Genomic DNA, 20,134 nt, shown 5'->3' on the forward strand with positions numbered 1-20,134 from the left:
CGACTCCCTTTCAGGGCATCACGTCGCCGGAGTTGGGGCCCAGTGTCTGGCCGACGAACAGGTTCCCACCCGGATCACTCGCCAGCAGCACGGCAGCCGGGGCGACTTCCTCGGGTGTGCCGAAGCGGCCGAGGGGCAGTTCGGCGCGCTTCGCCACCTTCCACGCTTCGGAGATGCCGTCCACCAACGGGGTTTCGATGGGACCGGGGGCGATGGCGTTGACGAGGACGTTGTCCGCCGCGACCTCCAGCGCCACCGCCTTGGTGAAGCCGAGGACCCCGGCCTTGGCCGCGCTGTAGTGGCCGAGCCCGGTGCCGCCTTTGAGTCCCAGCTGCGACGAGACGTTGACGACCCTGCCCCACCGTTGCGCCCGCATCGGTTTCAGCACCTCGCGGCAGCACAGGAACACCCCGGTCAGGTCGACCGCGATGGTTTCGTTCCACAGCGCCAGATCCATGTCCTCGACCGGCGACTCGGTGAGCAGCCCGGCCGAGTTCACGAGCACGTCGACCGTCCCGAACTCCTTGCGTACCAGCGAGAACGCCGCACGCACACTGTCCTCGTCGGACACGTCCACGGCGATCCCGCCGGGACCGGGCGTCCGGTCGAGCACGGCCACGCGGTCGCCCTCGGCCCGGAACGCCGCCGCGATCGCCCGGCCGATGCCGCTCGCCCCGCCGGTGACCACGACGGTGCGGGCGGTCACGCGCGCATCCGGACGGTCAGGCCGCCGTCGACGACGATGGCCTGACCGGTCACGTAGTTCGCGGCCGGCGAGGTGAGGAAGCCGATCACGTCGGCGACCTCCTCCGGCCGGCCGACGCGGCCCCACGGGATGTCGCCGCCGGCTCGCGCGAGCCCGTCCGGGCCGAGCGAGTTGACCGGGTCGAGCGACTGCGGCGTCTCGATCAGGCCGGGGATCACCGCGTTGGCGCGGATCTGCCGGGGTCCGAGCTCGACCGCGACGCTGCGCACCAGGCCCAGGACTCCGGCCTTGGCCGCGGCGTAGTGGGCGTGTTCCTCCCAGCCGTAGACGCCGCCGGCGATGGACGACACCGCCACCATCGCGCCGCCCTCGGTCATGCGGGTGGAGCCGGCGCGCAGGGTGCGCAGCACGCCCGTCAGGTCGACGTCGAGCATGTCGTGCCAGCGCTGGTCCGACAGGTCGGCCAGCGCCGCGTTGCGCAGGATGCCCGCGTTGGCGACCGCATAGTCCAGCCGGCCGAACTCGTCGACCGCGCGCTGCGCGAACGCCTCGACCTGTTCGGTGCTGCGCACGTCGACCTCGTGCACCACGGCCTTCCCGCCCGCCGCCTCGACCTGCCGCAGCGTCTCGGCCGGGTCGTGCGGGTCGCCGGGGAAGGTGCCGATCACCGTGTGCACGCCGCGCTGCGCGTAGTGCACGGCCAGCGCCCGGCCGATGCCGCTGGCGGCGCCGGTGACGATCGCCGCTTTCGGCTCAGACATCCGCGTGGTCCTCTCGCAGGGCGGCGACGGGGGGCTTGGCGGCGATCATCAGCACACCGGAGACCGCGGTGCCGAGCGCGCCGACCCACAGGGCCGCCGCCCCGGTGCCCGCGCCCGCCGCGACCGCGGTGAACAGGGCGCCGCCGATGATCGTGCCGGGCTGGCTCATCGCGCCGATGAACGACGTGCCGGTGGCGCGGCAGCTGACCGGGTAGCACTCGGCCATGAAGTACTGGATGGCCGCGTACGGGCCGACCAGGAAGAACAGCCCGGCGCCGTAGGTCAGGATGATCACGAACGAGCTGCTCGCGGCCGGGCTGAGCATCACCGCGAAGCACAGGCCGGAAATGATCCAGCCGATGATGATGGTGAGCTTGCGGCCGATGCGGTCGCCGAGCCAGCCGTGGAAGACGTAGCCGAAGTAGCCGATCGCGTTGATCACGATCAGCATCCAGAACGCGCTGGACAGCGACACGTCCTTGGCGTTCTTCAGTACCGAGCTGCCCAGCACGCTGAAGATCGCGATGCCGAAGAAGTTCAGGATCCAGGCCAGCGACAGCACGATCGTGTTGCGCCGCAACGCCGGTTCCCACAGCCGCTTGAGCGGCGAGGCCGAGGAATGCTCGACGCCGTAGGACGCGGCGAGCGCGTGCGCGTCGGCGGTGCGCCCGCCCTTCTCCAGCTCGGTCAGCTTCTGGTGCAGCTCGAACTGCGGCGTCTCGCGCAGCTTGCGCCAGATCAGCCACACCACGATCGCCGCCGGGACCGCGGCCGCCACGTACAGCGCGCGCCACCCCAGCGAGTCGAGGAAGACGAACGCGAGCGCGCTGGAGAGCAGGAAGCCCAGCGGCCAGCCACCCTGGATGAACGAGTAGTAGAACCCGGGACGTTTGCGGCGTTTCTCGTCCTCGGTGACCTGGTATACCTCGTTCATGTAGGTCGCGTTCACCGCCTGCTCGGAGAACCCGAGCCCGCCGAACGAACGGATCACCGTGATGATCACGCCGCTGACCGCGCCGAGCGCCGCCGGGATCAACGCGGTCAGGGTGGAGATGACCGCGGTTCCACCGATGGTGGTCATCATGCCGCGACGGCGACCGAGCCGGTCGATGATCGGGCCGATCCCGAAGCACACGATCGCGGTGCCGACGGCGATCCACGTGTTGATCTGATAGGCCTCGGACGCGGTCCAGCCGAACGACTCCTGCATCGCGGGCAGCAGCGTGCCGAACAGGCCATAGTCGAACACCGCGATGGTCCAGGCGATCAGCGCCAGGACAGTGGCGGTGCGGGTCGCTTTCCGCGAGAAGACGGGGAATCTGCGCTTCTCGTCGACGGCGGGCGCCGTCAGGTCGAGGGGTTCGACACTCACGACCCGGCTCCCTTCCGGGGGTTGCGGGCGAGGAAGGAGTCGGCGATCTGGTCGAAGGTCAGCCAGCTGACGCCCTCGTGGGAGTTGATGTGCTCGATCAGCCGCTCCAGCATGAGCAGCACCTGCGGCCGCCCGGACACGTCCGGGTGGATGGTCATGGTGAAGGTCGCCTGGTCCATCTCGCGGTAGACCCAGTCGAACTGGTCCTGCCAGGTCTGGCCCAGCTCACGCGGGCTGACGAAACCGTGCGAGTTGGCCGATGCCTTCACGAACATCATCGGCGGCAGGTCGTCGAGGTACCAGTTGGCCGGGATCTCGACCAGATCCGTCTCCTCGCCGCGCACGAGCGGCTTCATCCAGGTCTCGGCCGGCTGGGCGTAGTCGATCTTGGTCCAGCTGTCGCCGACGCGGACGTAGTACGGCTCGAAGTCACGGTGCATCAGCGAGTGGTCGTACTTGATGCCGCGTTCGAGCAGGATTTCGTTGGTGACGGGGGAAAACTCCCACCACGGTGCCACGTAGCCGGTGGGCCGGCGACCCGCGACCTTCTCGATCAGCTCGATCGAGCGGTCCAGGATCGCCGTCTCCTGCTCGCGGGTCATCGCGATCGGGTTCTCGTGCGAGTAGCCGTGTGCGCCGACCTCGTGCCCGGCGTCGACGATGGCGCGGGTCAGGTCGGGGAAGGTCTCGAGGGAGTGGCCGGGCACGAACCACGTCGTGGTCAGCCCGTAGCGCTCGAACAGGCGCAGCAGGCGCGGGCCGCCGACCTCGCCGGCGAACATGCCGCGGGAGATGTCGCACGGCGAGTCTTCACCGCCGTAGGAGCCGAGCTGGCCGGCCACGGCATCTACGTCGATGCCGAACGCGACCTGGATGTCCTTTGTCATGAACAAGCCTCTCGTGGTGTGGGGAGCAGTGGAGCGGGGAACAACGGAAGCGGGCCGGGCAGCGGAGTCAGGGTTCGCCTCCCCTCCGCGCGAAAGCCGCCGCGATGTCTTCGCGGGACCACCCGAGCCGCAGAAGCAGGGACAGCAGGACGAGCGACTGCGACGGACGCAGCAGTCCGGCCGGGATCGCGCCGGCGGCCAGCAGGTCCTTGCCGCCGCCGGCGCCGTACACCGGGACGACCGGGCCGGCCTGCACGCGGGTGCTGGTGACCACCACCAGGCCCCGCGCCGTCGCCTCGGCGACGGCCTCGCACAGCACCGGGTTGGCGTTGCCGATCCCGGTGCCCTGCAGCACGATCCCGGCCGCGCCGGCAGCCAGCGACGCACGCAGGTGCGCCGCGTCGGCGCCCGGGTAGGACGCCACCAGGTCGACGCGGCAGCCGGCGCCGGAATCCGGCAGCGGCAGCGGATCCGGCCGGTCGCCGGCCCAGCCGTCGCGGCCGTCGTCGGGATTGCTGAACGCGTGCGCCAGCAGGGTTTCCGACTTGCGCACCCCGCGGGCGCCGAACGCCTCGCCGGCGAAGCACACGAGCACCCCGCGGCCGCGGGCGTCCGGTGCGGCCGCCAGGGCCAGGGCGCGGGCGAGGTTGTCCGGCCCGTCCGGGTCGGGCGCGTCCGCGGCCCGCTGCGCGCCCGTGAACACCACCGGGCGCGGGTCGGCGTGGACGAGGTCGGCCAGGAACGCCGTCTCCTCCATGGTGTCGGTGCCGTGCGTGACCACGACCCCGACCACCGCCGGGTCGGCCAGCACCTCGCGGATGCGGGCGCAGACCAGCAACATGTCGTCCACATCGAGGGTGTAGGAGCCGACGCGCAGCACGTCGACCACGCGCACCGGCAGCGAAGGTCCGGGGCCGGCGCTGCGCAGCAGCTCGTCGGCGCCGTCCGAGGCAACGGCGGCGCCGCCCAGTTCGGCGCGGCTGCGGGAGGAGATCGTGCCGCCGGTCGCAAGGAGCACGACGTGCTCACCTCGTTCCGTCGCCCGGCCGGTCGTCACGAACGCTCTCCCTCCGTCGTTACCTGGTCGTTTCCGAACCCAATCGTTTGGGTTACGGTGCCCGAGGCGTACCCAAACGATTGGGTACGATGGCTGCGGACTGTACGGTGTGGTGCGAATCGGGGTCAATACCCGGCGGAGAGGTGGGGGCTTGCCCAGGGCGAAGGCTGCGCGGGACGGCGATGGCGCTGCCGTCGAGGACGGGGCGGTCGCCGAGCGCGTGCCCACTCTCAAGGATCTGGCCCGGCAGCTGGGCATCCACCCGTCGACCGTGTCCCGCGTGCTGCACTCCGACCCGGAGTCGGCGCGCGGCGCGGCATCGGACGCCACCGCGCGCCGGATCCGGGAGCTCGCCGCCGAGCTCGGCTACTCCCCCGACCCGCAAGCGTCCGGCCTGCGCACGCGCCGCACCCGGCTCCTCGGCGTGGTCGTGCCGCGGCTGTCCGACCTCGTGCTGGCCGTGATGTACGAGGGCGTAGAAGCCGAAGCCGCGACCATCGGCTACTCCTCGTTCGTCACCAACTCACGCGACGACGTGGACGAGCAGCGCCGCAAGGTCGAGCTGATGCTGGCCCGCCGCGTCGACGGCCTGATCATCGGCGACCGGCACCTCGACGTCGACGTGGTGCTGTCCGACCTGCGCCGCCGGGCCGTGCCGTTCGTGCTCATGAACCGCCACCACCCCGACATCCCGTCCGCCACCTGCGACGACACCCGCGGCGGCGAACTCGTCGCGGAACACTTGTGGGACAAGGGACACCGCGACGTCTGCGTCATCGCAGGCGAGGCCTACGCCACCACCGGCGTCGACCGCACCGCCGGCTTCGTCCACCGCTGGCGCGAACTCGGCGGCGACATCGCCCCCGCCGACATCGTCCTGTCCCGCTTCGACACCCAGGGCGGCCGGGAAGCCGCCGAGCAGATCCTCACCTCGGGCCGCCGCCCGTCCGCGCTGTTCGCGGTCAACGACTTCGCCGCGATCGGCGCGATGGGCGCCCTGCGCTCCCACGGTCTCACCGTCGGCCGCGACTGCGCGGTCGTCGGCTTCAACGACACCTCGCTCGCGGCGGAGCTGCCGATCCCCTTGTCGTCGGTGCGCTCGCCGATGTTCGAGATCGGCCAGACCGCGGTGCGCCTGCTGCGCGCCGTGATGCGCGGCGAGCCCACGGAGTCGGCCCGGCTGACGCCGACGTTGCAGATCAGGGAAAGCAGCACCTGACCTCAGCCCGAGAAGACTCGGCCGGAGAGGACGCCATCGTGCCCAATCGGCCTCAATTCAACGACGCCAATCCCGCAATCGCGCAATCGTGAACAACTACTGATCAAGGTGGCAATTTGGCGACCACGGTCCGAGCGCAGCGACCGACGACCAAGCCACGCCGCACGGACAGGGGTCACGCGGCCAGAGTGTCGGTGACCTTGCGAGTCTGCACGTCGGCCCAGTCCCTCGACTTGCTGGAACACAACGGCCGCCGCCACACGACTCCGGCCCGCATCGGCGCCTTACCCCTCGGAGCCGGCCGGGCGTTCGCTCCGGCCGGCTCCCTTCGGCGGTTGCTTCAGGTACAGCGCGCGGCGCATCCCCGCGCGAACCCAGTCCGTCCGCCCGGTCCACCTCCCCTGCGAAGCAGCGCGCGCGATCAGATGCGGAACGGCCCGGAGTCCACGAGAAGGGCCGGCGCCGTGACGCTCTCCATGAACGTCTGCTCGCCGCGTTGCGCTGCCTGGGGTTCGCGGGCCAGTGCCACCTCGATCCCGTGGTCGCGCGGTTCATCCGCGACACACCCGCCGAGCTGATCAGCGTGTGCCTCGGGTCGAACGTCTACCGCCATTGCACGTTTTCCGCGCGCTCGTTCGTGCCGGCCGTCACCGGGTTCCTGCAGACAGTGCGGGACGGCCACCCCGATACTCCGCTGGTCGTGATGACACCGATCGTCTGCCCGACCGGGGAGCGTGAGCCCAACGCCGTCGGTCTCACGCTCGCGGACATCCGGCCCTGCTGCACGAAGCGGTCGACGTGATGCGCGACTGTGGACACCGCGGACTGCAGCTGGTCGACGGCCTCGGCGTACTCCGCCCCGAGGAAACGCACCTCCTTGTCGACGCGGTGCATCCAGGCACGGACGGGTACCGGCTCATGGCTTCGCGGTTGGGCCCCTTGCTGCGACCACACATGGCGCGCTCAACCCCTCGGACGGCTGCCACCGATCCGAAGAAACCGGATCGCGGTCAGCGATCCGGCGTGTAGCGCAGTTCGTCGCGCAGCCGGTTCATCAGGGCCATCGCGTGCAGAGTCGGTTCCTGCTGCTGCGCGGCGATCGCCAGTGTCAGCACCTCGAAGAGGGCGAGCGTGGTGGTCTGCATCTTGTACATCTGCGAGCTGCCGGCGGGTGTCGTGAGCACGATGGCAACCCGGTCTCGCAGCGCCTCGCCCAACGTGTCGGTGACGAGAACGACTGTCGCGCCGACTTCCCGGGCGTGATCGAGCACGACCTCGATCTCGACCGTCACCTTCTCGTGCACGACGAGCACCACCACGTCCCGCTCGGTGAGCCTGATCAGGTCGTCTGCGAGCAGAAAACCCGAGGTCAACGCATCCCGACAGCGGTAACCGAGGCGGATGAGCCGCAGTGACAGGCAGCGCCCGAGCATGCCGAGCGCTCCGGTCCCCATCACCACCACCTCACGTGCGCCGCTCAGCGCGGTCACGGCGGCGGAGAACTGGTCGGAACGGATCGAGCGCCGCGCCTCCTGCAGCAGCAGGATGCTCTCGGTGAACACGTTCGACAGCAGGTCGTCGGGAGCCGACCCGACGACGTCCACCCGACGGCCCAGCCGCCCGGCCGGCGTGAGGTGTTCGCGCACCTGCTCCTGCAGAATGCGCTTCAGTGCGGGCATCCCCGTGTGGCCCCGATACGCCACAGGTCCACAGCGACGACGAGTACAACAAGTACCGAGGAACGCCAGTCCACAGGCCACACCGAGCCCTTCGGCCGCGCGAACGAGGACTGTCTGAGCGGACGCGAACACGAGCCCGCCCCCGGCCAACACGAACGGGGAACTCAGCCGACGCGTGCTCGGCGTCGTCGCCACCCGGCCGACATGCGCCACGGCCGCGCACAGCCTGAGCGCGATGAACGCGAGCCCCAGTGCAGCGCACATACGAACAGCCGCGGCAATCGCGCGCCGGAAAGGAGCGGGGCGAAGCGGCGCACCAGGTGGGCGCGGGCCTGATCTTCGGTTATCTCGCTGCCCGCCATGCCGCGAGATGAATGCTCGAGGTCACGCCCGCGGCCGCGCGGTCGGCTCCCGGATCTTCAAGTGCGACGGGAGCGAAAGGTCCGGCGGCTGATCACCTGATCATCAGCTCGCACGCGGAGGCATTGGCAGCGAACGGCGGCTCGCTTCTACCAGACGACTTCGCCCCCGCTCTCGGCGAGGATCGTCGGGCGGGGGCCGTCCGCGGTGGCCAGGTAGACGGCGGCCGCTGCGGTTTCGTGCGGGGTGGCGAAGCGGCCGACCGGGATGCTGCGCTGCCGCAGCGCAGCGAATTCTTCGGCGGTAGCGGTGCCTTGGGCTCTGGCGAACTGATCGTGCACGGCGGTCAGCAGCGGGCTCTCGGTGCAGCCTGCGCAGAGGGCGTGGTACGTGATGCCCGCGTCGCCCGCTTGGCCGGCAAGGTGACGGATCCAGCCGACCACCGCGAACTTCGACGCACTGTACGCGGCGTTGTCGGGTTCCCCGACCAGGCCCGCCTGCGAGGCGACGGCGACAAACCGCCCACGGCAGCGGCGCAGGGCAGGGAGAGTCACCTCGAGCAAAGCGAGCAAGGATTCGAAGTTGATCCGCATGACGCGTTCGGTGAAGGCCCGCGTGAGGTCGGCCAGCGGAGCGGATCCGGGGACGCCGTGGGCGGCGATCACGCCGGCCAAACCGCCGGCCGAGGCTTCGCGGACCGCGTTCTGTCCTTCGGCGGCAAGGAGATCGCCGCCGATCCAGTGCACGGTGCCGTCATTGGACGGAGTGCGGATGCTGCGTCCGTGTGCGATGACAGTCTCGGATCGGGCCTGTAACTCGGCGACGATCGCCGAGCCGATGGCGCCCGTCGCACCGGTCACCAGGTACGTCATCGGGGCCTCCGCAGGTCGATCGTCGCGCCGGTGACGTAGCCGGAACCGGAGCCGGCGAGGAAGTCCAGCGTCGGCTGCAGATCCATTTCGGATTCCGCATCGCAGACCACACTGTTGATGCGGATCCGCGCACCCAGCTCCCGCGCGAGCGACTGCGCGATGCCTCGCATCGCTTCGACAAGGGCGTTTTGGCCGGCGTGGCTTCCGGATTGCGTGGCCACCAAGGCGACTCTGAGCGGTCCGGCTTGCTCGTCGTGATCGGCCAGCAACTCCTGCAGAACGTTGAACGTCTCGACGATCTCACTTGTCACCGTCGCACCTTCGGTCGAGACGGTGACGACGTGCAGCGACCGCGCCGGGGAGCGGACCTTCATCGAGCCGAAGCCAGGAGCTTCGCCGCCGCCGCCGCGGCCTGTGTGGTCGCGGTGCGCACGTCGAGCGTCCGGTGATCAAGCGACATCATCTCCACGCCCCACGGACCGCTGAATCCGAGTCGCCGCAAGGACTTCACGAAGGACGCCACATCGAAGTCCCCCTCGCCGCAATAGAGCCGATTGTCGAACGTGTCCTCGAACAAGGTTCCGGTCACCTGCTGGTACCCGTCGTTGATCTCGGCGGCGAAGACGTACTCCGGCGGCAGGATGCGCTCCATGTCCTCATAGGACATCGCACTCCGGTAGATGTGCCAGATGTCGACAAGCAGACCACCGGCCGGGTGCGCGACATCGCGGACGAGCCCCGCGGCCGGCTCGATCGTCGTCATCATCGAGAAAGCAGCGGGTTCCAAGGCGATCCGCGTGCCCGCCGCGGCGGCGGCTTGCGCCAGCGCGGCGAACTCTTCGCGCAGCCGGTCGGGGCCGACCGTGTCACCGGGTTGCCCCGCACCGGCCTTGATGTGAGAGGCGCCCAGCGCTTCGGCGGCGTGCAGGAGATCGGCGCGTACGGCCTCCGATCGCTCACGCCGTTCCCCCGAGCACCACCAGTCGTCGATGTACTCGACTTCGACGGTCGTGATGCCGTGCTGTTCGAACTCTCGAGCGAGCGCCGGAAACCCGATGCTCTCACGCACCGCGACCAGGTCGGTGTGCGTGATCCCGAACCCGCTGAACCCCGCTTCGGCGGCGGCCGCGACCCGGTCCCGGATGTCGAACGGGCTCAAGTCTCCGTTGCGCTGCGGCATGACGTCGCCCGCGGAGGTCCAGCACGTGCTGAGCAAGGCATCGGGGTGCGGCATCAGGAAGTGCCCTTTCAGTCGGTGGTCTCGGCTTGTCCGGACGGTCCGAGCTTGTCGATCAAACGGTCCATGACGTTGCGGATGTGGGTGTCGACGGCTTCGCCCATCGCCCGGGTGTCGCCTGCTTCCATCGCCTCGAGCATGGCCCGATGCTCCTTGTACGCCAGCTCCGTGTGCTCGTGGAACTGCCCGGCCCAGTTGATGATGCGCTGGATGTGCCCGCGCAACCGGTGGATGTGGTTGACGAGCAGGGGGTTGCCGCAGTTGAGCACGAACAGGTCGTGGAAGTCGAAGTCGGCGACGTTGAAGGGTTCGAGGTCGCCCGCGGCGATCGCCTCGCCGATCCGGTCCATGCGTTCGCGCATGGCGGCCAGCTCGCCGGCCGGGATCCGGGTGGCGTTCTCGGCCGCGGCCACCTCGAGTGCCCGGCGCACGGTGTAGACCTGCCGGACCAATTCCACCGACAGCGCCGGAACGGTGAACCCCCGCGGCCCGGACACGTCCAGCAAACCCTCGTCCTGCAACCGGCGGATCGCCTCCCGCAACGGGGAGCGGCTGATCGAAAACCTTCGGGCAAGATCGTTTTCACTGAGCACGGAACCGGGTTCGAGTTCGCCTGACACGACCCAGCGCTTCAACGTGGCGTACGTCTGATCCGCCAGCGACGGCGCTCGTTTCGGCGCGTTCTCGTCGATCCGCATGGTTTCCCACTGCACAGTCGGCTCACTCATGTGCACCCTCCCGTTCGCCCCAGGTCTGTCTCCCGGCTCCGACGACGATTCTCGTGCGAGGACGTCGGCAGCCCCCGCCGGGTGTATTGACACCTTCCGGGAGCGACTCTAGCGTAATCGGTCGACAGGCGACAGGCGCCCGTCGCCATGGCTCGCCAGACACTCTCAGTGTTCGGTCGACAGGCGACCGGACTGGTGCGGAGTCCTGATCTATCTCGGCAAAGGAGCCCAGATGAGAAACCTTCGTCCGCTGGCAGCGACCGCGATGAGCGTGTTGGCCGTTTCGGCCGGTCTGGTCGCGTGTGGCGGTGCTTCGGGCAGCAGCTCGTCCGGCGTCACGATCGGCTACTCGACGTACACGTTGTCCAACCCGTTCTTCGCGGGGATGCAGAAGGGCTTGGACGCCGGGACCAAGAAGTACGGGTACAAGCTGGTCACCACCAACTCCAACGGCGACGCCGCCCAGCAGGTCACCGACATTCAGAACCTGATCAGCCGGGGCGTGAACTACATCCTCCTGTCCCCCGCCGACGGCAAGGCCATCGCGCCGGCCGTGTCCGCGGCCGACGCGGCGCACGTGCCGATCATCTCCATCGCCGACAGCGTGATCCCGCCGATCACTGCGACGATCACCATCAACGACGTCAAGGCCGGTAGCGACGCGGTCGATCGGATCGCTGCGGAACTGAAGGCCCGCAAGGGCTCGGCGACCGGCACGGTCGTCGACATCCAGGGCATCCTGGGCACGCCGTCGGCGACGCGGCGCGAACAAGGGTTCCGCCAGCAGCTGGCCCGTTACCCCGGCCTGCGGGTGGCAGCGGCGCAGGACGGTGGCTACGACACCGCAAAGTCGAACGCGCTGATGGTCGACATTCTCCAGGCGAATCCCCAGATCGACGCGGTGTTCGCAGCCAACGACGCCGAAGCGGTGGGCGTGTCGGCGGCAATCAAGTCACAAGGCCGATTCAAGCCGGTGGGCGACCCCGGGCACATCATCGTGATCGGCGTGGACGGTTCCAAGCCCGCCATCGCCGACGTGCGCGCCGGCGTGCAGGACGCCAGCATCAGCCAGAACCCCATCAAGATGATGCAGAAGGCCGTGGACACCGTCGCCGATCTGGAAGCGCACAAGTCCGTGCCGAAGCAGATCGACTGGCCCTCGGCGACCATCACCAAGGAAAGCATCGACTCGCCCGAGGTCAAGAGCTACGGGATCTGGTCCGATGAAGTCTGATGCCCCCGCCCCGACAGTGGAGTTCCGCGGAGTGTCGAAGTCCTACCCGGGCATCCGCGCTCTGCACGACGTGTCCTTGACACTCGCGCCGGGCACCGTCACCGCGCTCGCCGGCGAGAACGGTGCGGGCAAGTCCACCTTCATCAAGCTCCTGTCCGGCGCGGAAAAAGCGGACTCCGGCCAGATCCTGCTCGGCGGAAACGAAGTGCCCGGCTCGCCCGGTGCGGTGATCGACGCGGGCGTGAGCGTGATCTACCAGGAGCTGACCGACGTGCCCGACATGAGCCTGCTGGACAACCTCGTGCTGGGCCGGCAGCCGGCGCGGCTGGGAGTGGTCCGACGAGACGCAGCAAAACGAGCGGCCCGCCTCGCGCTCGACCGGGTCGGGCTGACGGGCCTGCCGCTGGACCGGCCCGTCCGGGAGCTGTCCCTGGCGCAGCGACAGCTCACCGAGATCGCGCGGTGCCTGGCCCGCGACGCCAGTGTGCTGGTGTTCGACGAACCGACCTCGGCACTGTCCGAAAACGACGTCCGGGTCCTGCTGCGCACGATCAAGGCGTTGCGCGCGCAGGGCATGACGATCCTGTACGTGAGCCACCACCTCGACGAACTGTTCCAGATCGCCGACACGATCGCGGTGCTGCGCGACGGCGAGCTCGTCGGTGCCGGCCCGGTCGTCGAGTGGAACGAAGCGAAGCTGGTGCGCGCGATGCTCGCCAAGGACATGGCCCACGCCTACCCCTGGCGGGACCGGCCCGTCGGCGCCGACCGGCTCCAGGTGCGAGAACTCGACGCACCCGGCGTGAAGCGGGCGACGCTGCAGGTGAAATCCGGTGAGATCGTCGGCCTGGTCGGCCTCGCCGGCGCCGGCCGTACGGAGCTGCTCAAGGCGCTGGCGGGTCTGTCGGTGCGCTCGCGCGGGAACGTCGAGGTAGACGGCCATCCCCTCCCCGCGCGAGCGCACGACGTGGTGCGCCGAGGTGTGGTGTACGCACCCGAGGATCGCAAGGCCGAAGGCCTCGTCCTCGACGCGTCCATTGTGGACAACCTCTCCTACGGCGTCTACCGCTCGTTCGCCCGGGTCGGCTGGCTGCGACGCGGCCGGCAGGAACGCCTCGCCCGCCACGCCATCGCCGGGTTCGGTGTCAAGACCCGCGATCCCCGTCAACCGGCCGGCAAGCTCTCCGGCGGCAACCAGCAGAAGATCGTCCTCGCGCGAGCCGCCGCGCACACGCCGAAGGTCCTGCTGCTCGACGACCCCACCCGCGGCGTCGACGTGGGCGCGAAGGCAGGCATCCACGAGCACGTCCTGACTCTCGCCGAATCCGGCGCCGCGGTATTGCTGACCAGCTCCGACACCGACGAGGTTCTCGCGATGGCCGACCGCGTGTACGTGCTACGCGCCGGACGGGTCGTCGGCGAGCTGCGCCGAGCCGAGTTCGACCGGGAACGCGTGCTCCAGCTGGCCGCCGCCGGCTGACTCCCCCGACTCGCCTGTGAGAAACGGAAGGCCACCATGGTGATCACGACCTCCACGGAGAAGAAGGAAGAGACCCGCAGGCCAGACTCACCCCCGTCCACGCTGCGGAGAATGGCCGGGCATCCCCGGACCCCGATCGTCGTCGCGTTGGTGCTCGCCTGCGTGGCGATGGCGCTATTGTCCGACAGTTTCCTGTCCAGCCGCAACTTCACCAACATCCTCACCCAGTCCACCGTGGTCGGAATCGCCGCCGTCGGCGCGACGCTGGTGATCATCACCGGCGGCATCGACCTGTCGGTCGGGTCCAACGTCGCGCTCTCCGGCATGATCGCCTCGCAGCTGGTCAGCGGCGGACTGGCCGGGTTCCTGGGCGTCGTGGCCTGCCTGGTGATCGCCGCCGCGATCGGCGCGTTCAACGGGGTTTCCGTGGCCTGGTTGCGGTTGGCACCGTTCATCGTGACGCTCGCCGTGCTCGGCATGGGACGCGGCTTGACGTTGCAACTGAGTCAAGGCCAGAGCGTGTACGGGCTGCCGGCAGGACTCACCTGGCTCGGTGGCGGAACGATCGGCACGATCCCCGTCCCGGTGTTCCTGCTCGCCGCGATGTTCCTCGTCGGGCACCTCGTCCTGTCGCGCACCACACTCGGCCACCAGATCTACGCGGTCGGCGGCAACCGGCAGGCGGCTCGGTTGAGCGGCATCCCCGACAAGCGGGTGCTGTTCTACGCCTACCTGATCGCCGGCGCGTGTGCCGGCCTGGCCGCGCTCGTGCTCGTGGGCCGCCTCGGCGCCGCGACCCCCACCGCGGGCACCGGTCTCGAGCTTCAGGTGATCGCCGCGGTCGTGATCGGCGGCACCAGCCTGTTCGGCGGCAAGGGCAGCATGGTCGGCACGCTCATCGGGGTCCTGCTCATCGGGGTCATCAACAACGGGCTGACCCTGCTCAATGTGAGCCCCTTCTGGGTCCAGTTCATCCAAGGCGCGCTGATCCTCGTGGCCGTGCTGTTGGACGCGTTCAACCAACGCAGGCTCTCGGTCGCAGATGCCTGATCCCCACCACATCCACGACAGGAGGCCTACGTGAATCCCCCTTTTGATCACCGGCACCTCGACGAGCTCATGGACAACGCCGGGCTCGACGCGCTGCTGGTGACCTCAAAGCACAACGTCCAGTACCTGCTGGGCGGGCACCGGTTCTTCTTCTTCGACTACATGGACGCCATCGGGGTCAGCCGGTACCTGCCCGTGCTCGTGTACGTTCGCGGCGACCTCGGCGCGACCCGCTACATCGGCAACGCGATGGAATCGTGGCAGCTGGACAACGATCCGGTGTGGGTGTCCGATGTGGACACCAGCACGTGGCGAGCGCAGGACGCGATCGAACTCGCGCTGGCACACCTGCGCCGAGTGCTGCCGGGACAGGCCGTGGTCGGCATCGAGGGATCCTTCCTGCCGGTCGAGGCGTACCAGCGGCTGGCGGTCGAACCGTCGGTGACGCTGCGGGACGGACAGTTTGTGCTGGAACGCCTTCGCGCGGTGAAAAGGGTGGACGAGCTGAAGCTGCTCGAAGAAGCGTCGGACGCCATCGTGGACTCGATGCGGGCGGCCTTCGGCGCGCACGGGGCGGGCTCGACGAAACGCGAGATCGTGCAGACCCTGCGCCAGGAACAGACACGGCTCGGCATGACCTTCGAATACTGCCTCGTGAGCATGGGCGCCAGCCACAACCGCGCGCCGTCGAACGCCAGCTGGGCGCCCGGTGAGGTGCTGTGCCTGGATTCCGGCGGCAACCTCGGCGGCTACATCGGCGATCTCGCGCGCATGGCGGTACTCGGCGAACCCGACGCCGAGCTGGAGGACCTGCTGGCCGAAGTCGAAGCTGTGCAGCTGGCCGCGCGGGAACCCATCGCGGACGGCGTGGTCGGCCAGGCGATCTTCGACCGCGCAGGCGAGGTGCTGGCCGCGAGCCCCCACCGTGGGGTGACCACCTTCGTCGCGCACGGCATGGGACTGATCAGCCACGAGGCGCCTCGGCTCACCTCGACCGGACCGGTTCCCTATCCCAACTACGACGGTCCCCGCGCACTGGCGGCCGGCATGGTCCTCTCGATCGAAACGACCATGCTGCACCCCCGGCGCGGGTTCATCAAACTCGAGGACACCGTGACCGTGACCGAAGACGGGCACCGCGCGTTCGGCGACCACGCGCGCGGCTGGAACGTCGTGGACCTCGCAGCAACCCGTGTCTGAGGCCGTACCCACGCAGCCTGCCACTCCCGCCCGACCAGCAGAGGAGCCATCGATGACCGAGACCCTGCCCGACACGATGCCCGCCGTGATCTTCCGGGGTGAGGGCGTACTGGCCCTGGAACAGCACGCGGTACCCGGGATCACCGAGCCCGACGACATCATCATCAAGGTCGGCGCGGTCGGGATCTGCGGGTCGGACCTGCACGCCCTGCACACGCCGCCGACCCACCCGGGTCTGCCGGGCGTGATCTTCGGGCACGAGTTCTGCGGGGAAATCGTCGCGGCCGGCCCGCAAGCACGTGGTCTGTCGGTGGGTGACCGCGTGGCGGTCGACCAGAACCCGCCGTGCGGCCGCTGCGGCCCCTGCCGTGACGGACACGGCAACTTCTGCGAGCCGTTGTTCGACAACCCGCACCTCGACATCCCGTGGCCCAACACCCCCGGATTCTTCTGGGACGGCGGAATGGCCCGCTACGTCAAGGTGCCGTCGTACTACGCCTACCGCGTGACCGCTGACGTGCCCTACGAGCACCTCGTGCTCGCCGAGCCGCTCGGTTGTGTCCTCAACGGGATCAACAAGGCCGGCGTCGTGGTCGGCGACCGCGCAGTCGTCCTCGGCGGCGGACCGATGGGCCTGCTCGCCGTCATCGCGCTCAAGCACTTCGGGGTGGAGCAGGTCATCCTGGTCGAACCCGCGGTCAAACGGGCCGAGGTGGCCAAGCAGGCCGGCGCGGACCTGGTGCTCAACCCGACGGAAGTCGACGTACGCGAGGAAGTGCTGGCCGCCACCGGCGGCCGCGGCGCGACCTTGGTGTTCGAGGCCGTCGGTTCCCAGCTGGACACCGCGGTCGACGTCGCGGCCGACCAGGCGCGGATCGTGGTCATCGGCATCAACAACAGCTACCGCGCGAACCTGTCCGCGATGACCGTGACGATCAAGGAACTGCGCATCCTCGGCGCGTTCCTGATGCGCTACACCATGCGCGAATCCCTCGACCTCATCCAGAGCGGCAAGCTCCCGCTCGACCGCGTCGTGAGCCACGTGCTCCCGCTTTCGGACATCCACAAAGGAATCTCGCTGGCGCAGGCCGGCGAAGGTCTCAAGATCGTCTTCAAGCCGTGACGGGGCAGGACGAGCCGACCATGGCCCAGGCCCGGACCGTCGTCGTCACCGGAGCTGCTTCGGGGATCGGCGCCGGCATCGCGCGCTCCGTGCACGAGGCCGGCTACCGCCTCGTACTGGTCGATATCGACGAAGCCGGGCTGGCCCGCGTCGCGGCGGAACTGGGTGGCGCAACCACCCTGACGACGGACCTGACCGACCCGGGCTCGGCCGCGCGGCTCACCCAGGTCACCCGAGCCGCGCAGGGCACCTGGGGGCTGGTCAACTGCGCGGGCATCTCGCTGATCAAGCACTTCCTCCACAACAGCGAACAGGAGTGGACGAGGATCCTCCGGGTGAACCTGGAGGGCACCATGCGCGCCACACACGCCGTCGGCACGGTCCTCACCGAGAACGGCGGCGGCGCCGTGGTGAACATCGCTTCGATCTCCGGCGTTGTCCCGGCCGCGTGCCAGGCGGCCTACGCGGCGTCCAAGGCCGGGCTGATCGGCTTCGGCACCGGACTGGCGTTCGACTTCGGGCCGCTCGACATCACCGTCAACACCATCGCCCCCGGCATCGTGCGCACGCCGATCTGGGACCGGATCCTCGACGAGGACGCCGACCGGACCGGCCTGCCGGCCGAAGAGGTCTTCGCCGAGCACATCCGGCCCATCCCGCTGGGCCGGGCACAGACCGCGGCCGAGATCGGCGACCTCACCGTGTTCCTCCTCGGGCCCGGTGCGCGCAGCATTTCCGGTGAGACGATCAAGGTGACCGGCGGAATGACCACCGTGACCTTCGATTTCGCGAAGGCGGCTGCCGCGGTTCGAGCGGGGGTCACGTCGTGACCGCCCACCTCGCCCTGCAGCTCAAGGAAAAGCTCGCGTCGGAAGAGCCGCTGCTGGGGACGTTCGCCGGGCTCGGCAGCCCGGTCGCGGTGGAGATCGCGGCCGCGGCCGGCGCCGACTGGGTCCTGCTGGACCTCGAACACGGCGGGGGTTCCGAGGAACTCGTCGGGCCCTCGGTGACCGCGGCGGCGGCCTACGGGGTCCCGCTGATCGTCCGGACGGAAAGTGGTGACCGGCCGCGAGCCGGGCGGGCTCTGGACGGCGGGGCCAGCGGCATCATGATCCCCCGGATCACCGGAATCGCCGACGCCCAGGACGCCCTGCGGATCCTCCGATACCCGCCGGACGGCGACCGCGGCGTGGCGACGTACAACCGTCAGGCCCGGTTCGGGCTTCGGCCCGAAGTGCTCGCCTCGCGCAACGACGAGGTCGTCGGCGTCATCCAGATCGAGACCGTCGGCGCGATTCGCTACATCGGCGAGATCGCCGCGACCGACGGCGTCGACGTGCTGTTCATCGGCCCGGTGGACCTTTCCTACGCGCTGGGCGTGCCGTTGGGGTTCACCTCACCGGTGTTCCGCCAAGCCCTCGACACCGTGGCCGCCGCCGCGAAACGGCACGGGAAGACAGCGGGGATCATGGCGCCCTCGGCCGCCGCCGCGGCGGACTACCTGACCCGTGGCTTCCGCTTCCTGTCGCTCGCGTCCGACGCTTCCCTGCTCGCCCGAACCATGCACGACGCCTTCGCGTCGATCAGGAAGGACCACCCGTGACCGCGGTGCACCTGAACCATTGGATCGCCGGAGCACCAGTGCCCGGCACGTCCGGCGCCTACGCGGACGTGACCGATCCCGCCACCGGCGCGGTCACCGCGCACGTGCCGCTGGCCTCGGCGGCGGAAACCGCCACCGCGATCGACACCGCGGCCGCCGCGTTCCCCACCTGGCGTGACACCTCGCTGGCGCGCCGTACCCGGATCCTGTTCGCGTTCCGCGAGCTGCTGAACGCCCGGTCGCAAGAGCTCGCGGCCATCATCACGGCCGAACACGGCAAGGTGCTCTCCGATGCCGAAGGCGAGGTCGCCCGAGGCCTGGAGGTCGCCGAATTCGCCTGCGGCATGCCACATCTGCTCAAAGGCGGAGCAACGCACAACGCGTCGACCAATGTGGACATCGCCTCGATCCGGCAGCCACTCGGACCGGTGGCGATCATCTCGCCCTTCAACTTCCCCGCGATGGTCCCGATGTGGTTCTTCCCCATTGCGATCGCCGCGGGCAACACGGTCGTCCTCAAGCCGTCGGAGAAGGTGCCCGGCGCCGCGCTGTGGCTGGCCCGGCTGTGGCGCGAGGCAGGCCTGCCCGACGGAGTGTTCAATGTGGTCAACGGCGACAAGACCGCGGTCGACACACTGCTGGCGCATCCCGGCATCAAGGCGGTGTCCTTCGTCGGCTCCACGCCGATCGCCCGCTACGTGTACGAAACCGGCACCGCGCACGGCAAACGGGTCCAAGCACTCGGCGGCGCGAAAAACCACATGGTCGTTCTGCCGGACGCGGACCTAGACCTGGCCGCCGACCAAGCGGTCAACGCCGGGTTCGGCTCGGCCGGGGAGCGCTGCATGGCGATCTCCGTCGTCGTCACCGTCGGAGACATCGCCGATGAGCTGGTGGACAAGATCGCCACCCGGGCCGCGAAACTCCGCACCGGCGACGGCCGCCTCGGCTGCGACATGGGACCGCTGGTCACGAAAGCCGCGCAAGAACAGGTCACCGGCTACATCGCCGCCGGCGAACAGGCCGGCGCCGCCCTCGTCGTCGACGGCCGCGGCCTCGCCGGCGACGGCTTCTTCGTCGGGCCGACGCTGTTCGACCACGTGGCCACGGACATGTCCATCTACACCGACGAGATCTTCGGGCCGGTCCTGTCGATCGTGCGAGTCGACACCTACGACCAGGCGATCGAACTGGTCAACGCGAGCCCCTACGGCAACGGCGTCGCTCTCTTCACCAACGACGGCGGCGCGGCGCGGCGCTTCCACACCGAGATCGAGGTCGGCATGGTCGGCATCAACGTCCCGGTCCCCGTCCCGATGGCGTACTACTCCTTCGGCGGCTGGAAGAACTCCCTCTTCGGCGACACGCACGCCCACGGCACAGAAGGCGTCCACTTCTACACCCGCGGCAAGGTCGTCACCACGCGTTGGGCGGACCCCACTCACCGCGGCATCAACCTCGGCTTCCCTCAGACCGGCTAGATCGCGGCAAACCGGCGCGCCACGTTGTCGTCGTCGGCGGTGCGCTCACGTTCGAATCAGCGACGCGTGGTGCGGCGTGCAATCG

General features: G+C 69.3%; 20 protein-coding genes. 10 read left to right on the forward strand and 10 right to left on the reverse strand.

Annotation, left to right across the window (positions count from 1 at the left end; all coding sequences use genetic code 11):
• Positions 1-10: 10 nt before the first annotated feature.
• The 5 genes from ACFY1H_RS47265 to ACFY1H_RS47285 all read right to left on the reverse strand — a co-directional run bounded on the left by ACFY1H_RS47265 (position 11) and on the right by ACFY1H_RS47285 (position 4,783).
• Positions 11-706, reverse strand: a complete 696-nt coding sequence (locus tag ACFY1H_RS47265) for an SDR family NAD(P)-dependent oxidoreductase (protein WP_386956498.1) — start codon at positions 704-706, stop codon at positions 11-13.
• Positions 703-1,467, reverse strand: a complete 765-nt coding sequence (locus tag ACFY1H_RS47270) for an SDR family NAD(P)-dependent oxidoreductase (protein WP_386956499.1) — start codon at positions 1,465-1,467, stop codon at positions 703-705. Before ACFY1H_RS47270 ends, ACFY1H_RS47265 begins: the two co-directional genes overlap by 4 nt.
• Positions 1,460-2,839, reverse strand: coding sequence for an MFS transporter (locus ACFY1H_RS47275; protein WP_366589577.1), 1,380 nt, complete (start codon positions 2,837-2,839; stop codon positions 1,460-1,462). The genes ACFY1H_RS47270 and ACFY1H_RS47275 overlap by 8 nt, the downstream gene beginning before the upstream one ends.
• The gene (locus ACFY1H_RS47280; protein ID WP_386956500.1) at positions 2,836-3,726 is read right to left on the reverse strand and encodes a polysaccharide deacetylase; all 891 of its coding nucleotides are present in this window, start codon (positions 3,724-3,726) and stop codon (positions 2,836-2,838) included. Before ACFY1H_RS47280 ends, ACFY1H_RS47275 begins: the two co-directional genes overlap by 4 nt.
• Before the next feature lie 67 nt (positions 3,727-3,793).
• Positions 3,794-4,783: an asparaginase gene (locus ACFY1H_RS47285; RefSeq protein WP_386956501.1), complete on the reverse strand. Its 990-nt coding sequence runs from the start codon at positions 4,781-4,783 to the stop codon at positions 3,794-3,796.
• 151 nt (positions 4,784-4,934) lie between these two features.
• On the opposite strand from ACFY1H_RS47285, the gene ACFY1H_RS47290 reads away from it, so the two are divergent.
• Complete coding sequence (locus tag ACFY1H_RS47290) at positions 4,935-6,002, forward strand: LacI family DNA-binding transcriptional regulator (protein WP_386956502.1); 1,068 nt, start codon at positions 4,935-4,937, stop codon at positions 6,000-6,002.
• 496 nt (positions 6,003-6,498) lie between these two features.
• A complete protein-coding gene (locus tag ACFY1H_RS47295; protein ID WP_386956504.1) occupies positions 6,499-6,804 on the forward strand; it encodes a hypothetical protein in 306 nt (101 codons plus the stop codon).
• A gap of 208 nt (positions 6,805-7,012) precedes the next feature.
• Here the strand turns inward: ACFY1H_RS47295 and ACFY1H_RS47300 are convergent, their stop codons facing one another.
• The 5 genes from ACFY1H_RS47300 to ACFY1H_RS47320 form a co-directional block, all read right to left on the reverse strand.
• Complete coding sequence (locus tag ACFY1H_RS47300; protein ID WP_386956505.1) at positions 7,013-7,876, reverse strand: MurR/RpiR family transcriptional regulator; 864 nt, start codon at positions 7,874-7,876, stop codon at positions 7,013-7,015.
• Between the two features lie 314 nt (positions 7,877-8,190).
• On the reverse strand, positions 8,191-8,913 hold the full coding sequence (locus ACFY1H_RS47305) for an SDR family NAD(P)-dependent oxidoreductase (RefSeq protein ID WP_386956506.1): 723 nt from the start codon (positions 8,911-8,913) through the stop codon (positions 8,191-8,193).
• Positions 8,910-9,287 carry a hypothetical protein gene (locus tag ACFY1H_RS47310; protein ID WP_386956507.1) on the reverse strand — a complete coding sequence of 126 codons (378 nt, stop codon included), beginning with the start codon at positions 9,285-9,287 and terminating at the stop codon, positions 8,910-8,912. The genes ACFY1H_RS47305 and ACFY1H_RS47310 overlap by 4 nt, the downstream gene beginning before the upstream one ends.
• Positions 9,284-10,147: a sugar phosphate isomerase/epimerase family protein gene (locus ACFY1H_RS47315; protein WP_386956509.1), complete on the reverse strand. Its 864-nt coding sequence runs from the start codon at positions 10,145-10,147 to the stop codon at positions 9,284-9,286. Before ACFY1H_RS47315 ends, ACFY1H_RS47310 begins: the two co-directional genes overlap by 4 nt.
• 14 nt (positions 10,148-10,161) lie before the next feature.
• On the reverse strand, positions 10,162-10,878 hold the full coding sequence (locus ACFY1H_RS47320; RefSeq protein WP_366589599.1) for a GntR family transcriptional regulator: 717 nt from the start codon (positions 10,876-10,878) through the stop codon (positions 10,162-10,164).
• Positions 10,879-11,143: 265 nt separating this feature from the next.
• Between ACFY1H_RS47320 and ACFY1H_RS47325 the strand changes: the two genes are divergently transcribed.
• The 8 genes from ACFY1H_RS47325 (at position 11,144) to ACFY1H_RS47360 (ending at position 20,049) form a co-directional block, all read left to right on the forward strand.
• Entirely contained in the window at positions 11,144-12,112 is a 969-nt protein-coding gene (locus tag ACFY1H_RS47325) for a sugar ABC transporter substrate-binding protein (RefSeq protein ID WP_386956538.1), read from the forward strand.
• The gene (locus ACFY1H_RS47330; protein WP_386956510.1) at positions 12,102-13,592 is read left to right on the forward strand and encodes a sugar ABC transporter ATP-binding protein; all 1,491 of its coding nucleotides are present in this window, start codon (positions 12,102-12,104) and stop codon (positions 13,590-13,592) included. The genes ACFY1H_RS47325 and ACFY1H_RS47330 overlap by 11 nt, the downstream gene beginning before the upstream one ends.
• A 111-nt stretch (positions 13,593-13,703) precedes the next feature.
• The gene (locus tag ACFY1H_RS47335; RefSeq protein WP_386956511.1) at positions 13,704-14,642 is read left to right on the forward strand and encodes an ABC transporter permease; all 939 of its coding nucleotides are present in this window, start codon (positions 13,704-13,706) and stop codon (positions 14,640-14,642) included.
• 30 nt (positions 14,643-14,672) lie between these two features.
• Positions 14,673-15,842, forward strand: coding sequence for a M24 family metallopeptidase (locus ACFY1H_RS47340; RefSeq protein WP_386956512.1), 1,170 nt, complete (start codon positions 14,673-14,675; stop codon positions 15,840-15,842).
• Positions 15,843-15,894: 52 nt separating this feature from the next.
• Positions 15,895-16,965 (forward strand): zinc-binding dehydrogenase, encoded by a 1,071-nt coding sequence (locus tag ACFY1H_RS47345; RefSeq protein WP_386956513.1) that lies wholly within the window; start codon positions 15,895-15,897, stop codon positions 16,963-16,965.
• Positions 16,962-17,795: an SDR family NAD(P)-dependent oxidoreductase gene (locus ACFY1H_RS47350; RefSeq protein WP_386956514.1), complete on the forward strand. Its 834-nt coding sequence runs from the start codon at positions 16,962-16,964 to the stop codon at positions 17,793-17,795. The genes ACFY1H_RS47345 and ACFY1H_RS47350 overlap by 4 nt, the downstream gene beginning before the upstream one ends.
• Complete coding sequence (locus ACFY1H_RS47355; RefSeq protein WP_386956516.1) at positions 17,792-18,568, forward strand: HpcH/HpaI aldolase/citrate lyase family protein; 777 nt, start codon at positions 17,792-17,794, stop codon at positions 18,566-18,568. Before ACFY1H_RS47350 ends, ACFY1H_RS47355 begins: the two co-directional genes overlap by 4 nt.
• Positions 18,569-18,573: 5 nt before the next feature.
• The gene (locus ACFY1H_RS47360) at positions 18,574-20,049 is read left to right on the forward strand and encodes a CoA-acylating methylmalonate-semialdehyde dehydrogenase (RefSeq protein WP_386956540.1); all 1,476 of its coding nucleotides are present in this window, start codon (positions 18,574-18,576) and stop codon (positions 20,047-20,049) included.
• Positions 20,050-20,134: the final 85 nt, after the last annotated feature.

Origin of the sequence: Amycolatopsis sp. NPDC001319, assembly GCF_042896185.1 — a bacterium.
Lineage (GTDB): Bacteria > Actinomycetota > Actinomycetes > Mycobacteriales > Pseudonocardiaceae > Amycolatopsis.

Bases quoted from the DNA above. Each gene is read 5' to 3' on its own strand.
- ACFY1H_RS47270 (WP_386956499.1), bottom strand. From the start codon at position 1,467: ATGTCTGAGCCGAAAGCGGCGATCGTCACCGGCGCCGCCAGCGGCATC.
- ACFY1H_RS47280 (WP_386956500.1), bottom strand. From the start codon at position 3,726: ATGACAAAGGACATCCAGGTCGCGTTCGGCATCGACGTAGATGCCGTG.
- ACFY1H_RS47305 (WP_386956506.1), bottom strand. From the start codon at position 8,913: ATGACGTACCTGGTGACCGGTGCGACGGGCGCCATCGGCTCGGCGATC.
- ACFY1H_RS47310 (WP_386956507.1), bottom strand. From the start codon at position 9,287: ATGAAGGTCCGCTCCCCGGCGCGGTCGCTGCACGTCGTCACCGTCTCG.
- ACFY1H_RS47315 (WP_386956509.1), bottom strand. From the start codon at position 10,147: ATGCCGCACCCCGATGCCTTGCTCAGCACGTGCTGGACCTCCGCGGGC.
- ACFY1H_RS47320 (WP_366589599.1), bottom strand. From the start codon at position 10,878: ATGAGTGAGCCGACTGTGCAGTGGGAAACCATGCGGATCGACGAGAAC.
- ACFY1H_RS47325 (WP_386956538.1), top strand. From the start codon at position 11,144: ATGAGCGTGTTGGCCGTTTCGGCCGGTCTGGTCGCGTGTGGCGGTGCT.
- ACFY1H_RS47330 (WP_386956510.1), top strand. From the start codon at position 12,102: ATGAAGTCTGATGCCCCCGCCCCGACAGTGGAGTTCCGCGGAGTGTCG.
- ACFY1H_RS47335 (WP_386956511.1), top strand. From the start codon at position 13,704: ATGGCCGGGCATCCCCGGACCCCGATCGTCGTCGCGTTGGTGCTCGCC.
- ACFY1H_RS47345 (WP_386956513.1), top strand. From the start codon at position 15,895: ATGACCGAGACCCTGCCCGACACGATGCCCGCCGTGATCTTCCGGGGT.